The 14,343-nt window shown below is 45.6% G+C and carries 14 protein-coding genes and 1 riboswitch; of the genes, 9 read left to right on the top strand and 5 right to left on the bottom strand.

The features are described from left to right. Positions 1-96: 96 nt before the first annotated feature. A riboswitch (cobalamin riboswitch) is annotated at positions 97-312 on the bottom strand. Between the two features lie 281 nt (positions 313-593). The 3 genes from QE357_RS09130 to QE357_RS09120 all read left to right on the top strand — a co-directional run bounded on the left by QE357_RS09130 (position 594) and on the right by QE357_RS09120 (position 3,169). Then, a complete protein-coding gene (locus QE357_RS09130) occupies positions 594-1,784 on the top strand; it encodes a phosphoglycerate kinase (RefSeq protein WP_106638034.1) in 1,191 nt (396 codons plus the stop codon). Positions 1,785-1,985: 201 nt separating this feature from the next. Next, a complete protein-coding gene (locus tag QE357_RS09125) occupies positions 1,986-2,933 on the top strand; it encodes a trypsin-like serine protease (RefSeq protein ID WP_309706856.1) in 948 nt (315 codons plus the stop codon). Then, on the top strand, positions 2,930-3,169 hold the full coding sequence (locus QE357_RS09120; RefSeq protein WP_309706854.1) for a carboxypeptidase-like regulatory domain-containing protein: 240 nt from the start codon (positions 2,930-2,932) through the stop codon (positions 3,167-3,169). The genes QE357_RS09125 and QE357_RS09120 overlap by 4 nt, the downstream gene beginning before the upstream one ends. A gap of 475 nt (positions 3,170-3,644) precedes the next feature. On the opposite strand, the gene QE357_RS09115 is transcribed toward QE357_RS09120, so the two are convergent. Next, positions 3,645-4,268 (bottom strand): PolC-type DNA polymerase III, encoded by a 624-nt coding sequence (locus tag QE357_RS09115; protein ID WP_106638037.1) that lies wholly within the window; start codon positions 4,266-4,268, stop codon positions 3,645-3,647. A 220-nt stretch (positions 4,269-4,488) separates the two neighbouring features. On the opposite strand from QE357_RS09115, the gene QE357_RS09110 reads away from it, so the two are divergent. The 6 genes from QE357_RS09110 (at position 4,489) to dapF (ending at position 10,054) form a co-directional block, all read left to right on the top strand. After that, positions 4,489-5,043 carry an FUSC family protein gene (locus QE357_RS09110; RefSeq protein ID WP_157830436.1) on the top strand — a complete coding sequence of 185 codons (555 nt, stop codon included), beginning with the start codon at positions 4,489-4,491 and terminating at the stop codon, positions 5,041-5,043. Positions 5,044-5,167: 124 nt separating this feature from the next. Continuing rightward, entirely contained in the window at positions 5,168-5,938 is a 771-nt protein-coding gene (locus QE357_RS09105; protein WP_309706851.1) for a glucose 1-dehydrogenase, read from the top strand. 190 nt (positions 5,939-6,128) lie between these two features. Further along, complete coding sequence (locus tag QE357_RS09100; protein ID WP_309706849.1) at positions 6,129-6,785, top strand: SGNH/GDSL hydrolase family protein; 657 nt, start codon at positions 6,129-6,131, stop codon at positions 6,783-6,785. Between the two features lie 84 nt (positions 6,786-6,869). Further along, complete coding sequence (locus QE357_RS09095; protein WP_309706847.1) at positions 6,870-8,201, top strand: alpha-L-fucosidase; 1,332 nt, start codon at positions 6,870-6,872, stop codon at positions 8,199-8,201. Positions 8,202-8,312: 111 nt separating this feature from the next. Then, positions 8,313-9,203: a fumarylacetoacetate hydrolase family protein gene (locus tag QE357_RS09090; protein WP_106638042.1), complete on the top strand. Its 891-nt coding sequence runs from the start codon at positions 8,313-8,315 to the stop codon at positions 9,201-9,203. 71 nt (positions 9,204-9,274) lie between these two features. Then, positions 9,275-10,054, top strand: coding sequence for a diaminopimelate epimerase (dapF, locus tag QE357_RS09085; protein WP_106638043.1), 780 nt, complete (start codon positions 9,275-9,277; stop codon positions 10,052-10,054). Between the two features lie 164 nt (positions 10,055-10,218). Here the strand turns inward: dapF and tyrS are convergent, their stop codons facing one another. The 4 genes from tyrS to QE357_RS09065 are packed head-to-tail and all read right to left on the bottom strand — an operon-like array spanning position 10,219 to position 14,299. Beyond that, the gene (tyrS, locus tag QE357_RS09080) at positions 10,219-11,505 is read right to left on the bottom strand and encodes a tyrosine--tRNA ligase (RefSeq protein ID WP_106638106.1); all 1,287 of its coding nucleotides are present in this window, start codon (positions 11,503-11,505) and stop codon (positions 10,219-10,221) included. Between the two features lie 44 nt (positions 11,506-11,549). Then, positions 11,550-12,539 carry a hypothetical protein gene (locus tag QE357_RS09075; RefSeq protein ID WP_309706845.1) on the bottom strand — a complete coding sequence of 330 codons (990 nt, stop codon included), beginning with the start codon at positions 12,537-12,539 and terminating at the stop codon, positions 11,550-11,552. A gap of 24 nt (positions 12,540-12,563) precedes the next feature. After that, positions 12,564-13,784 (bottom strand): S-adenosylmethionine:tRNA ribosyltransferase-isomerase, encoded by a 1,221-nt coding sequence (locus QE357_RS09070; protein ID WP_309706842.1) that lies wholly within the window; start codon positions 13,782-13,784, stop codon positions 12,564-12,566. A 5-nt stretch (positions 13,785-13,789) separates the two neighbouring features. Then, on the bottom strand, positions 13,790-14,299 hold the full coding sequence (locus tag QE357_RS09065; protein WP_106638046.1) for a hypothetical protein: 510 nt from the start codon (positions 14,297-14,299) through the stop codon (positions 13,790-13,792). Positions 14,300-14,343 lie beyond the last annotated feature (44 nt).

The raw sequence follows: 14,343 nt of genomic DNA, 5'->3' as shown, positions 1-14,343 counted from the left end.
CCGCAAACCTGCCAGTTTCGGGACTAGCAGTGAGCAGAGTTGGGTAATCAGAAATTTGTAAAATCAATGCGTGAATCAGACCCTATGCGTGAAGGTATGACCATTGAGAAGGCTGGCAAGTCTCCTGGCTTGTATCATGCGACTCCCCCCTTCTCATTCCTCAGGGAACAATGGGAAATCTGGGATGCACTTGTTTCGAGGTTCGAAACAGATACTTACAGTAGCACGTCTGCTCGTGATTTTCACACGATTCCTTTTTCATTCCTTTAGCAGCGAAGATCTGCTAATGAAACCAACCATCCGATTGACGGGCGTTACAAAGAACGGGGCAAATATAAAGGATTAAACCCTTTTCCGGTTCTGCCGTTATAATAAAGATGAAGAGGAACAGAGCTTTTTTACTTGGCAAAAGATAAACTAAAGAAGCAAAAATATAACTTATCAAATCTAAATTATCACTTAAAGGCTAAAAAGAAGGGAAGTTTAGGGAAGTTTGGCCGAATGTATAATTTTGTTCCTTTCTCGACCGACTCATCAACACGTATAATAAGAGTTGTCAAATCATTACTCATTTAAACATCTGATTCTTACTGATGAAGACGCTGAACCAGTACAATTTCGCCGGAAAAAAGGCTCTTGTCCGCGTTGATTTCAACGTTCCCCTGAATGACCGTTACGAAATCACCGATGATACCCGTATCAAAGCAACCATTCCGACGATTCAAAAAATTCTTAACGACGGCGGTTCGGTTATCCTGATGTCTCACCTGGGCCGTCCGAAAGATGGACCTACTGAAAAGTATTCGCTTAAGCACTTAGTAAACGCCCTGTCTGTTATCTTCAACCGTCCCGTGAAATTTGCGGATGATGCCATTGGACAGCAGGCCATTGACCTGGCAGCATCTCTGCAACCCGGTGAAATTCTGTTACTCGAAAACCTTCGTTTCTACAAAGAAGAAGAAAAAGGGGACGTAGCTTTCGCCGAAAAATTATCTAAACTGGGTGACGTTTGGGTAAACGATGCCTTTGGAACGGCTCACCGTGCTCACGCTTCTACGGCGGTTATCGGTCAGTTCTTCACGGATAAAGTAAGCGGTTATGTTATGCAGGCCGAGCTGGATAATGCTCAACGCATTCTGGATAACGTAGAGCGTCCTTACACGGCCATTATGGGTGGTGCTAAGATTTCCGATAAAATTCTGGTGATCGAAAAACTGCTCGATAAAGTTGATAACCTCATCTTAGGTGGTGGTATGACGTATACCTTCACGAAAGCTCTGGGTGGTCAGATTGGTAACTCCATTCACGAAGATGACAAAATGGAGCTGGCTCTGGAACTGATTGAGAAAGCGAAAGAAAAAGGTGTAAACCTAGTTATGCCTCTGGATACAGTTATGGCCGATAAATTCTCGAATGATGCTTCCAAAACGACGGTTCCTTCCGGTCAGATTCCTGAAGGCTGGGAAGGTCTGGACATTGGACATCAGTCGATTGCCGTATTCACGGAAATTATAGAACAATCGAAAACAATCCTCTGGAATGGTCCGATGGGCGTATTCGAATTCTCGAACTTCGCCGTTGGAACGAACGCCATTGCAGAAGCCGTAGTGAAAGCAACGGAAGAAAACGGAGCCTTCTCCCTCATTGGTGGTGGTGATTCTGCCGCTGCGGTTAATAACGCGGGTTACGGTGATCGCGTAAGCTACGTTTCTACTGGTGGTGGTGCTCTGTTGGAATACATGGAAGGCAAAACGCTTCCCGGAGTAGCTGCTCTGGAAGCTTAAGAACAAATGCTTAGAAAAAGCCGACTCTGTAAAAAGGGTCGGCTTTTTCTATTTCACACCTTTAATAAAAATCGCGGCAAGCTCTATTCATTCACATGGAATCACTGAATTGTGGTATTTCCTGAAATCCATTTTAGCTGAACCTTTGTCACACCTTACTAATCAGGTAAACGCTTGTTCAACCTAAACCAATTTCAGAAAATGGCTACTAAAAATGGCACCTCCATTCTTTCCAATGACCCTTTTCAGGGTGAAACACTCACGCTCGAAGCTCCTCAAGTAACTGAAGATACACTCGAAAAAGTAGAGGGTTACTTCCCCGGTCGCACAGCTCAGGATGATGATGAAACCGCCAGCTCCAATAATCTCAAAGAATCTGCCTTTAGTACGGAGGAATCCGGTAGCCTGACAGGTCAGCAGGAACCCCTGAAAGATGCCTATTATGCCAGTTACCCCGAAGAAGAACTGCTGTCGGAAGTAGTGATTTACCCGGATGAACGTGTACGAATCACAGCCACCACGACTTACCCCTGGCGAGCTATTGTGGCTTTACGAATGACCGCTCAGGATGGTAGCCGCTGGATTGGTTCGGGCTATCTGGTTGGTCCGCGAACAGTCATTACAGCAGGTCACTGCGTATTCATGCACGAGCATGGAGGCTGGGCGAAAAGTATTGAAGTAATAGCCGGATTAAATGATGCCTCCCGCCCCTATGGCTCAGTTATTGCTACTGATTTTAGAAGTGTGACGGGCTGGACGCAAAGCAAGAACCGTAATAACGATTACGGAGCCATTATCCTTCCTGCCAATGCCCGCCTTGGCGATACCGTTGGGTATTTTGGTTTTGCGATACGAGATGATAATTATCTCAAAGCGAATGCTTTAAACGTTGGTGGTTACCCCGGCGACAAAGGAGGTAATCAGCTGTGGTGGATGGCTCAGAAAGCCTCGTCGGTTTCGGCCCGGGTCATTACTTATCAGATTGATACGGCGGGCGGACAAAGCGGTTGCCCCGTGTGGGTGAAAGTGGGCGAAAGTCGATATGCAGTAGGCATTCACACGAACGGGCACAGCTCGGGGAACTCAGCTACCCGCATTGTGCAGGCGGTATATGATAACATTCAAAACTGGAAAGCCTTAGGTTCATGACCATTGAAGGACAGCTGGTAACTCAGCAAAATCAACCCATTTCGGACGCGACCATTCTGATTCAGTCAGGGCCGGGAGCGTTTGCCGAAGTGGCAGCCTTAACGGATGCGAACGGGAAGTTTAGCCTTTCAGGATTAAATCAACCCGGAGATTATCAGGTACTCGTTACTACAACGGTTCAGCAAAAAAGCTTTACCGTACACGTTCCGGCTACGAGTCAGACATTTGTTTTGTAAGGGAGGAAGGCCAACTAGCCCTGAGTTATTTCAGGGCTAGTTTTTTTATTGTTCTCACAGTTCATAAGTAGAGACGCGACTTCATCGCGTCTGCCGGGAAATGGAAGTTATACAGAGGTAACAAAAACTGCCTCTTACCCAGACGCGATAAAATCGCGTCTTTACCCTTTCAAAACCAAAACTTCGGATTAAACGGCAGTCACTATCACACAGTTTTGCAAGTAAATCCTAGCAGTTACTAATGATAGGTAAGGCCACATCCTCCACCGAGGTTCTTCGCTTCGCTCTGGATGACAGTCCCATAACTTCCTTCATGATTCTCCCCAACGAAGAGACCTTCGCTCTTTCGGATTTGTAATTCGAAAGCTATCTGACAGGGATTTATAATCCCAATCAGCAACAATAACCGCCTCTTACCCAGACGCGATAAAGTCGCGTCTCTACCCTTTCAAAACCCGAAAGAGCGTTTTTTTTATTACTCCTGTATTTTGAACTTCTTCGCCAGGGCAAAAACGTTCTTGAACGATTGCGTGGTTAGCTGAGCGTCTTCCAGGGCATTATGAAATTCCGCATCTTCGCGTTCCAGCCCAAAATAACCCGCAATGGCTTTCAAGCTTAGCGACTTGGGCGTGGGTTTTCCGTTGGCTTTCAGCACTTCGAACGTAAAGTAACCTAGTGTATGTAAATCCAGTAACTTATTGGAAAACGGCCATTTCAGCTTTTCCTCCCGATAGGCAAAACGCAGAAAGTTAATATCGTTGATTACCGACTGACCGCTGATGATAACGTCCCGCAGGTATTGCGAATTATCAACCGTTTGCGTCCGTCCCCGCAAGCGGCCCAGCTTTTCCAGAATCCATTCTTCAAATTCGGGAATGACGTCGTAAATCATGGGAGCATCCTCCAGATCATCCAGACTCAGGCCGTGAATGCGAGCCGAATATTCCGAAAATGCTTCTTCATTTTCCGGGTAAACGTTCGTTAGATACGTTCCTAACTCATTCCACTGGTCGTCGCATAAAACGGCACCGATTTGAATAATCTCATTCCAGCCGGGTTCACCGCCGGTCATTTCAAGGTCTAATACTAAATAAGGCATGCGTTAATCATGAAGATGGCGGTCAAAGATAAGCGGCTGGCGGCGTTAAGCGAGGACGCAGATTAGTAAAATGCTGACAGGCTATTTTGTAAATCTATTTAAAAGATTGCGTAGATTATTAGAATAATACAAATTTATAGAAAACTGAATCGAGCTTTTCTGCGTTAATAATATACAAAGCCACGAAATACACTTCCCTTCAAAAGTTTATATGATTGCTATGATGTCAAGAACGCTGATCAACCCCAAACGCCGACTTATTGAAATAGAAAAAGCTATTATTGCCCAATTTGACCTGAAAAAGGTTGCTTTTTTATACGCTTCCCGGATTCTACTCGGGGCTGCCATTACCTGGATCCTGCTTGATCTACTGCATATTGAGAAAAAAGAATGGGCTTTGATCTCCGTTGCCATCGTTTCTGAACCCGATTTTGGCGATCTTCGCCGTAATACCATTTCTAGGATTATTAATACTATTAGCGGTTGTCTGATTGGTATTGTTTTTATTGTTCTGACGGGTGTCAATATCTACTCGCTTTTCCTCGCCATTGCCGTTGCGATCTTCATGAGTACGATTATCAAGAAATATCCTTCCAGTTGGAAACTGGCTCCGTCGACAGTTATTGCGGTCATGACGCCCGCCATCTTCCAGCAAGCCTCCTGGCAGGATGCTCTTCAAATTGCCTTATTACGCACCTCTGAAGTTATGCTGGGTTGCGTGGTCGCCTTTACGGTAGGCTGGTGTTTTTCCCTCTTCAAAAAGAAAGCCGAATAAAGTTTCCGCTTCTTTCCGGAAATACACGAAACTTGCAAAGTCATAAATTCAGACCGAAAAATCCAGTATTCATAGGGTATTAGCCCGGACGAAAGGGTCTTTAGGTAATAAAAAGCTAAGAAGGATGAGTGTATTTAGTCTTGCCGGAAAAACGGCGGTGATTACGGGCGGCGGCAGCGGCATTGGTCGGGCCATCAGTCTTTTATTTGGTAGCCAGGGAGCCCATGTGCATATTCTTGATTTAAGTGCGGAAGGTGCTCAGACCGTTGCTGATGAAATCACGCAGGCCGGTGGTGTGGCAGCCGTTCATGCCGTAAATGTGGCTAATCAGGAAGAAATACTGGCCGTTTTTGCTCGCATTGGTGCCGTGGATATTCTGGTAAATAACGCTGGCATTGCTCACGTAGGTAACCTCGAAAAAACAACCGAAGCTGACCTTGATCGTATTTATAATGTAAACATCAAAGGAGCCTATAACAGTCTTTTCGCAGCCATTCCCCTAATGAAAGCTCAGGGTGGCGGAGTAATTCTGAACATGGCTTCGATTGCAGCTCTGGTGGGTATCCCGGATCGTTTTGCCTATAGCATGAGCAAGGGTGCCGTTCACGCCATGACTCTGTCGGTAGCAAAGGATTACATCAAGGATAACATCCGTTGCAATAGTATTTCTCCCGCCCGCGTTCACACGCCTTTTGTGGACGGCTTTATCGCTAAAAATTATCCCGGTAAAGAAGAAGAAATGTTCGCGAAGTTGTCGGCTACGCAGCCCATTGGCCGTATGGCGAAACCCGAAGAGGTTGCTCAACTGGCTCTCTTCCTCTGCTCGGATGCTTCGGCCTTCATTACGGGTGTAGATTATCCCATTGACGGCGGTTTCACGACTTTAAATAATTAATACACTGGAATGGTTTGATGAAGATAGGGCTTCTGGTAAATCGCTTACTTTGCGGTTGACCTGGCTAATTTCATCAAACCATTTTAGTAGGTTTTTACCATTAGTTAACCATACAGGGTTCAGTTGTAAAACATGGGCTAGTAACCGCAGCCACTAAAAACAATCAACTACTTACCTCTAATACGCTCCAATGAAAAAAGTACTTGCTTTACTCTGTTTCACCACACTCCTCTTCGCTTTCCGGGCCGATAAGCCTAAAAAGATTATTTTCTTTGGCGACTCCATCACGCAGGCTGGGGTTAGTCCTACCGGATACATTACCAAACTGGGCACCTTACTCGACAAAAACAAGTACGAGTTAGTGGGCAAAGGCATTGGTGGAAATAAGGTCTATGATCTGTACCTGCGACTGGAAGATGATGTCCTTGCTCAAAAGCCCGATGTGGTAGTGATCTGGGTGGGCGTGAATGATGTGTGGCATAAAGCCAGCTCCGGTACGGGAACAGATCCTGACAAGTTCGTCAAGTTTTATCAGGCTTTGATTGATAAGATGAAAGCCCAAAATATCAAAGTGGTATTAACCACTCCTTCCACTATTGGGGAGCGTTACGATAACACCAATCAGCAGGATGGTGACCTTAATAAATACAGTATGTTTATTCGCGAACTGGCCGCCAAGAATAACTTACCTCTGATTGATCTTCGCAAGGCATTCATGGACTACAGCCAGAAAAACAACCCTAAAAACGAAGAAAAAGGCATTCTCACGACGGATCGGGTGCACCTGAATGATACAGGTAATCAGTTTGTAGCAGAGCAGATGGCGAAAGTTTTGCAACAGTTCTAGCACTACCACATGCCGAAAGATGGCGTGCCTCAGTTTACGACTAGGGCGTGCTGCCTTTCGGTACGTTTTTATACCTCATCTCCTATGAAAAAACTATTTATTATCCTTTTCTCCTTGAGCACTCTTCTAGCTCAGGGGCAAGCCTACCAACCTACACCCGAAAATCTGGAAGCCCGAAAATGGTTTCAGGATGCCCGCTATGGTTTATTCATTCACTGGGGCGTGTACAGCGTTTTGGGTGACGGGGAATGGGTCATGAACAACCAGAACATTCCAGTCAAAGCTTACGAAAAGTTACCTAAGTTCTTTAACCCTACGGCGTTTGATGCCAAACGCTGGGTACAGATAGCCAAGAACGCAGGTATGAAATACATCACCTTTACCAGTAAGCACCACGACGGTTTTGCGATGTGGCATTCCAAAATTTCGCCCTACAACATCGTAGATGATACACCTTACCAAAAAGATGTTCTTAAAATGCTTGCGGATGAATGCGAAAAGGAAGGGATTAAGCTTTTTCTCTACCATTCTCATCTCGACTGGCACCATCCCGATTATTTTCCTCGTGGCAGAACGGGCAAGCAAACGGGCCGCCCTGAATCCGGCGATTTTGGCAAGTATCTCACCTATATGGATACGCAGCTAACGGAATTACTGAATGGTACCTATGGTAAAATCGGTGGGATCTGGTTTGATGGCTGGTGGGATCAGTCGGCACACGATCCGAACAATCCTCAAAAAACGGTAGTGGACTGGCAATTACGCCGAACCTATGACCTAATTCATAAGCTTCAGCCTGCTGCCTTGGTTGGCAACAACCACCACGTAGCCCCTTTTGATGGGGAAGATTTCCAGATGTTTGAGCGGGACTTACCCGGTCAGAATCACGCTGGATTTAGCGGTACCAGCAAAATCAGCGAGTTACCCCTTGAAACCTGCGAAACCTTAAACGGTAGCTGGGGCTTTGAACTGAAAGACCAGAATTATAAATCGCCTGAACGACTCATTCATTACCTCGTAGGAGCCGCGGGTCGCAATGCCAATTTCCTGCTGAATGTCGGCCCCATGCCGAACGGAGAAATTCAGCCCGAATTTGTGGAAAGACTCGAATCGGTGGGTCAGTGGCTGAAAAAATACGGCGAGACCATTTATGGAACACGGGGCGGTATCGTTCCTCCTCAGGAATGGGGCGTTAGTACGAAAATAGGCGATTCCCGTCATTTTTTACACATCCTTACCACTCCTCAAACCTCCTCTTTATTTGTTCCTGACTTCAAACCAAAAGTCACTAGTGTTAGTCTCTTTGACGGACATAAAGCTCTGAAATTCAAACAACAACCCGAAGGACTTTTCATCTACCTCAATGGAGTAACGATGGATCCCCGGGATACAATTCTGGAAGTGCAGACCAAGTAATCGCAGATTTAAGCGATAAGCCTGCCGAAGAAAGTATACCTTTGAACGAGTATCAAAGCCCCGAGGGCGAATTCTATTTTAAGAAGTATTATCAAACTTGCATATTAACGAATGAAACTCTTTCGCTACGTTACTGACGAAGATGTCATTCCCGGCATTCTGATCGACGGGAAATCTTACAGCCTGGAACCCTTCTTCGAAGCTTTGGGAGAAGAAACCGGAGCCTATGACTTCGACGAAATCTTTTTCGAAGAAGAAGGTCTGGCCGTTCTGGAAGATTACCTGGATCAATACGGAACCTCTGAGTTACCAGAGTTAACGGGCCCCATCGAATACGCTTCCTGCGTGGCTCGCCCTTCCAAAATTATTTGCATTGGCCTGAACTATGCCGATCACGCGAAGGAAACCAACGCTCCCATTCCAGCCGAACCCATTGTTTTCTTCAAAGCAACGACGGCTCTTTGTGGTCCTAACGATGATGTGATCATTCCCCGTAATTCCGTAAAAACCGACTGGGAAGTGGAATTAGCCGTAGTGATCAGCTCCGAATGCCGTTACGTTTCAGAAGAAGAAGCGGAAGATTACATCGCGGGTTATGCCATTATGAATGACTATTCGGAACGCGAATTCCAGTTGGAACGCGGAGGTCAGTGGGATAAAGGTAAGGGTTGCGATAACTTCGGTCCGCTGGGTCCTTATCTGGTGACACCCGAAGAAATCGAAGACGTTACCAACCTGCCCATGTGGTTAAAGGTAAACGGCGAAACGTTACAAAATTCGTCTACAACTCAGATGATCTTCAACGTTCCCCAAATCATCAGTTACCTCAGCCAGTTCATGACTTTACTGCCCGGTGACGTCATCTCAACCGGCACACCTCCGGGCGTTGGCCTGGGCTTCAACCCTCCCCGTTACCTGAAAGCAGGTGACATCGTGGAGTTAGGTATCGAAGGCCTCGGCGAGCAACGGCAGGTAGCGATTTCCTGGGAAGATGCTTATTAATTTTCGAGGATAAGAATCTATTTTTGCGGGGACGTGTTCAGGCTGGACACGTCCCTCTTTTTCTTGACCAGATGACTATTCCATTTTACAAATACCAGGGCACGGGTAACGACTTCATTATGATTGATGATCGTGAAGGCCTTTTTCCCGTTGCTAAAGAAAAAATTGCTCAGCTCTGCCACCGCCGCTTTGGAATCGGGGCCGACGGGCTGATCTTACTTCAGAAGGATGAGGCGTATGATTTTCGCATGAAATACTTTAACGCCGACGGTGGCGAAGGTTCCATGTGCGGAAACGGCGGGCGGGCGACCGTTCGCTTTGCCCACGACCTCGGCGTTATTGGCGACGAAACTCGCTTCATTGCCGTGGACGGCGAACACGAAGCCTCTGTTACACCCGAACGCATCGCTCTAAAAATGAGTAATGTAAAAGGCCTGGAAGAACACGCTGATTATAGCTTTATGAATACAGGTTCTCCGCATGTCGTAGCGTTTACGGAAGATCTGGAAAATTACAAAGTGTACAACGAAGGTTACGCCATTCGCTACTCAGATGACTGGGTAAAACGCGGGGGCACGAATGTTAACTTCGTAGAGCAACTGGGTGAAGATCAACTGTTTGTTCGCACGTATGAACGCGGTGTAGAAGACGAAACGTATTCCTGCGGAACGGGTGTAACCGCTTGTGCCTTAACGGCTCACGTCAAACGTGGGGTAGCAAGTCCGGTAAAAGTGAAAGTTCTGGGGGGCAATCTGGAAGTGAGCTTCGAACAAACCGGAGCTGATTCCTTCGAAAATATCTACCTAATCGGCCCAGCCGAACGGGTATTTGAAGGAAGTGTTGAAGTTTGAAAGAGTTTGAGTCTTTTAGAGAAAGTTTGATTTAGTGTAAGGTTTTGATGCCTTTGAGAATCACTTTTCTCTTGATACTTAAAAGGTTTGAGGTTTGATTTAAAGTAGTATTCTGCTCTAAATCAAACCTTTTATCAAACAGACTCACACTAGATCAAACCTTCTCAAACCACTTTCACTAAATGGTTTTTCTTGCCTTTGGCAATCAGGAGATATTTACCCTGCAATAACTGAAAATCAACCGTCTGATTCGCATCGGTGATTTTGGCTTTGTTTACTGAAACAGCATTGCCCTGAATCGCTCTTCTAATTTCACCCTTCGAAGGATATACTTCAGCCGCGGCCAACAAGTCCGTTACGTTTGGAGCGGCTTCGTAATCAGCCAGTGAAATTTCCGTTTGAGGAACCCCTTCGAAAACCTGTACAAAGGTCTGCTCGTCGAGCGACTGTAAAGTTTCCAGCGTGCCTTTTCCGAATAACACTTCACTTGCCTGAACGGCCATTTCGTAGGCTTCCGCCGAGTGAACGCGAGTCGTTACGTCTTTGGCAATGGCTTTTTGCAGGATACGTAAATGGGGAGCTTCTGCGTGCTGGGCTTCAAGGGCTTCAATCTCTTCCTTGGAAAGTAAGGTAAATACCCGAATCAAACGACCACAATCGGCATCAGCGGCATTCAGCCAGAATTGGTAAAACTGGTAAGGGCTGGTTCGTTCCGCATCCAGCCAAACATTCCCACTCTCCGACTTACCAAATTTCGTTCCGTCCGCTTTCGTTACCAGCGGCGTCGTTAAGGCGAAGGCACGGCGTTCGGCATCCTCTTCATTTCCCCCTTCTTTACGACGAATAATTTCGGTTCCTGTCGTAATGTTACCCCACTGATCCGAACCACCCATTTGCAGCTTTACCCCACGGGTTTTGTACAAATGATAGAAGTCGTACCCTTGCAACAACTGGTATGAAAACTCCGTGAAAGAAATACCCGTCTCCAGACGCTTCTTCACCGAATCCTTCGACATCATGTAATTCACGCTCAGGAATTTACCCGCTTCACGCAGAAAACCCAGGAATGAAAAATCCTTAAACCAGTCGTAGTTATTAACGATTTCAGCAGCGTTACTTCCGGTAAAATCCAGAAATTGTTCCAGTTGCTTTTTAATACCAGCCTGATTAAGTGCCAGGGTTTCTTCGGATAAAAAGCTGCGTTCAGCGGCTTTAAACGAAGGATCGCCGATCATACCCGTAGCACCACCCACCAGTGCATAAGGCTTATGGCCGGCTCTTTGCAAGTGTACCAGCAACATAATGGTGGCGAGGTTACCAATATGCAGCGAAGAAGCCGTCGGATCGAAGCCAATGTAGGCTGATGTCTGTTCTTTTTCCAGTTGTTCCTCCGTTCCGGGCATCATGTCCTGCAACATGCCCCGCCAGCGGAGTTCTTCAATAAAATTGATTTTCATAAGTGCCAATTCTCGAAATAACTTCGACCAAGGTTTCCCTATAATCGATTCAAAACTTTATTGTATATCTTCTGCAATTTCCGCTTTCCTAACATTTTTGCTATCTGCAATTGCGTTGAAGCAGAATACTGATCCGCATGATAATGCTTGATCATATAGTCTCTGGCCTGTTGCTCAATGTCTTCATAAATGACCCGATTATTATCTGCATCATTCCCATTACTTACAGAACTGAATGGGGCATGGTCTGCATAGTCTTCGTAATAAAGGTTTTCAAATCTTAGGCCATTTAAATACGAATCTCTAAACCAAGCAGCGGCTGTATCACTTCCATTCCAAACTCCACCAAAATAAGGCACTGGTCCATTGGGAATAGTCGTCTTTCGATATAAATCTACGTTAACTAAACAGGCATATTCATTAAGACGGCATTCTGGTAAAGGATGAACAAATCCTTCTGAAACCAATTCCCGACTTCTTTTATACCTGGGTGTTGGATATTGTTCCAGTTGTTCAAGTAACTCCTGTTGGCTAGGTTTATAGTCCTCAAATTTTTCAGGAGTACACAGCTTTGCATAAAACGCCGAACAATTCCAACATTGCCCTATTCTCCCTACTCCTACCAGATTCTCACCTGGATTTCTTTCAAAAACCTGTATCATAGGATGTATTAGATCCTTATGATACAGCATATCATTATGGCAGATTAATAGGTATTTTTTATTCGTTTTTTCCAGAGCGTACTGATAACGTAGACTCAAACGCGTTGTTTCGTCCAATCCCTGAGGCGATACATTTGCCATCCAGGGTACGAATTTATCGAGATGAACGATAATTACTCCCCTCTTTTCAAAAATCTCCTTAATCTTAGGAATGCCCTGCCAGGCATCTTCGTAAGGTTGTTTTTTTTCTATGCAGAGGTATATCTTATCGATATAATTGTTGCTTTGCTCTAATAAACTAAACAGCGTCACCATGGTCTGGTAAGGTTTGCCATAGTAGCTAATTGCAACATCTATTTTTTGCATAGGACTTACGTATTATACTATTTCTTAAAAGTCTGAAGGTAACAACAGCGACGAGTCGCCATAGCTTAAAAATCGGTAATTATTAGTTAGAGCTTCGGCGTACATTCGTTTCCAATCATCACCAATTAAAGCAGCGATAAGTAACAATAAAGTAGAACCCGGCTGATGAAAATTGGTTACTAAACCCTGACAAACCCGAAATTGATACCCCGGAAAAATCATAATCTGGGTTTCGCCCACAATTTCCATTCGGTTCTCTGCTTGCATCTGCTTCAAAATAGCCCGAAAAGCCTCTTCTTTGGTAGGTAACTCCGGGTCAGCGTACTCCTGATGAATAAACTGGGTAATGTAAAACCCATCAGAAAAAGAGGAATACTTCCCCTGTATCACCTGAACGCCAAGCCAGTACATGGACTCCAGCGAACGCATGGACGTTGTCCCTACGGGTATGATACGACTGGCTTGTAATAAATGTTCGAGATTGGCCTGGGTAATAACCAGTTGCTCGCCGTGCATTTTATGCTCCAGAGCATTTTCGGTTTTGACCGGCTGAAACGTTCCTGCTCCTACGTGTAAGGTCAGAAACTCCCGTTTAATACCCTTTTTATCCAGAGCTTCAAAAACGCGATCGGTAAAATGTAGTCCGGCAGTTGGGGCAGCCACGGCTCCCTGTTTTTCGGAATAAACCGTCTGATACGTTTCCAGGTCCGCTTCTTCGGCTTCGCGTTTGAGGTAAGGAGGTAAGGGGATTTTACCAATGGCCTGCACCATATCCACAAACCGAATTTCGTTCGTCCAGCTCAGTCGTACCAGCGATTCGTCGGCACTTACCAGCTCCGCAGAAAGGGTAACCGACTGTCCATCAATCGTCAGTTCTTTCTGCAAAACCTCACCTGACTTCCAGCGTTTCCGATTTCCAATCATACACTCCCAAACGCAGGCCTGTGATTCCTCCATCACTACCGGAATAACCGTACTCGGTTCAACCGGATGCAGAAGAAATAGCTCAATTTGAGCTCCAGTTACTCGCTGAAAATGCAGACGGGCCGGAATAACCCGAGTATTATTGAAAACCAGTAACGTATCTTCCGAAAGTTCACGCACAATCTCGGGGAATTGTGCATGGGTAATCTGTCCTTTCCGGTAGACCAGTAATTTCGAAGCGTCACGTTCGGTCAGCGGAAACCGGGCAATCTGTTCATCCGGTAACTCGTATTCAAAATCAGCAATGGGTAGATTTTGCATACGCTTTACTCTTTTACGGGGCCGGTTAACAGCAAACGCAAGGGGATATATACCATCCACATAATCATCAGGAATGTTCCCGCACTAGTAACCCAACTGAATTGGGGTAATTGCACCGTTTCCTGGGGGTCATTAATAAGGGCCAGAATATATACCGATGCTCCTAATAATACATTCGTGAGGGTTGCTCCGAAGTTCATCCATTCGGTAATGATGTAATTCAGCTGCTTGCGGTAAAACATCCATTTTACCGCTCCAGGTAACTTAATAAATCCGTCGGGTAACTTGGGAAACAAGCGACTCATCCACAAAAACAGCATATTAAGGACCAGCATGGTACCACCCGTAATGTAGAAGATTAACTCCTTCGAGTACATTTCTGTAGCCTCTTTTGAAGGATCAAAGGAAAGTGGAACTTCGGTGGGAAGTTTTTGGTAAGCCATTAAAATAGCCACGATAAATCCGAGAATGGATACGTATCTGGTAATCTGGGAAATGAAATATGCGATAGTCATCTGCTCAATGTTCCTGACCACTTTACCTGTTGCTCGTATTGGCA

It is taken from the genome of Siphonobacter sp. SORGH_AS_0500 (assembly GCF_031453245.1).
Lineage (GTDB): Bacteria > Bacteroidota > Bacteroidia > Cytophagales > Spirosomataceae > Siphonobacter.
This window is presented reverse-complemented; position numbering and strand designations above follow the sequence as displayed.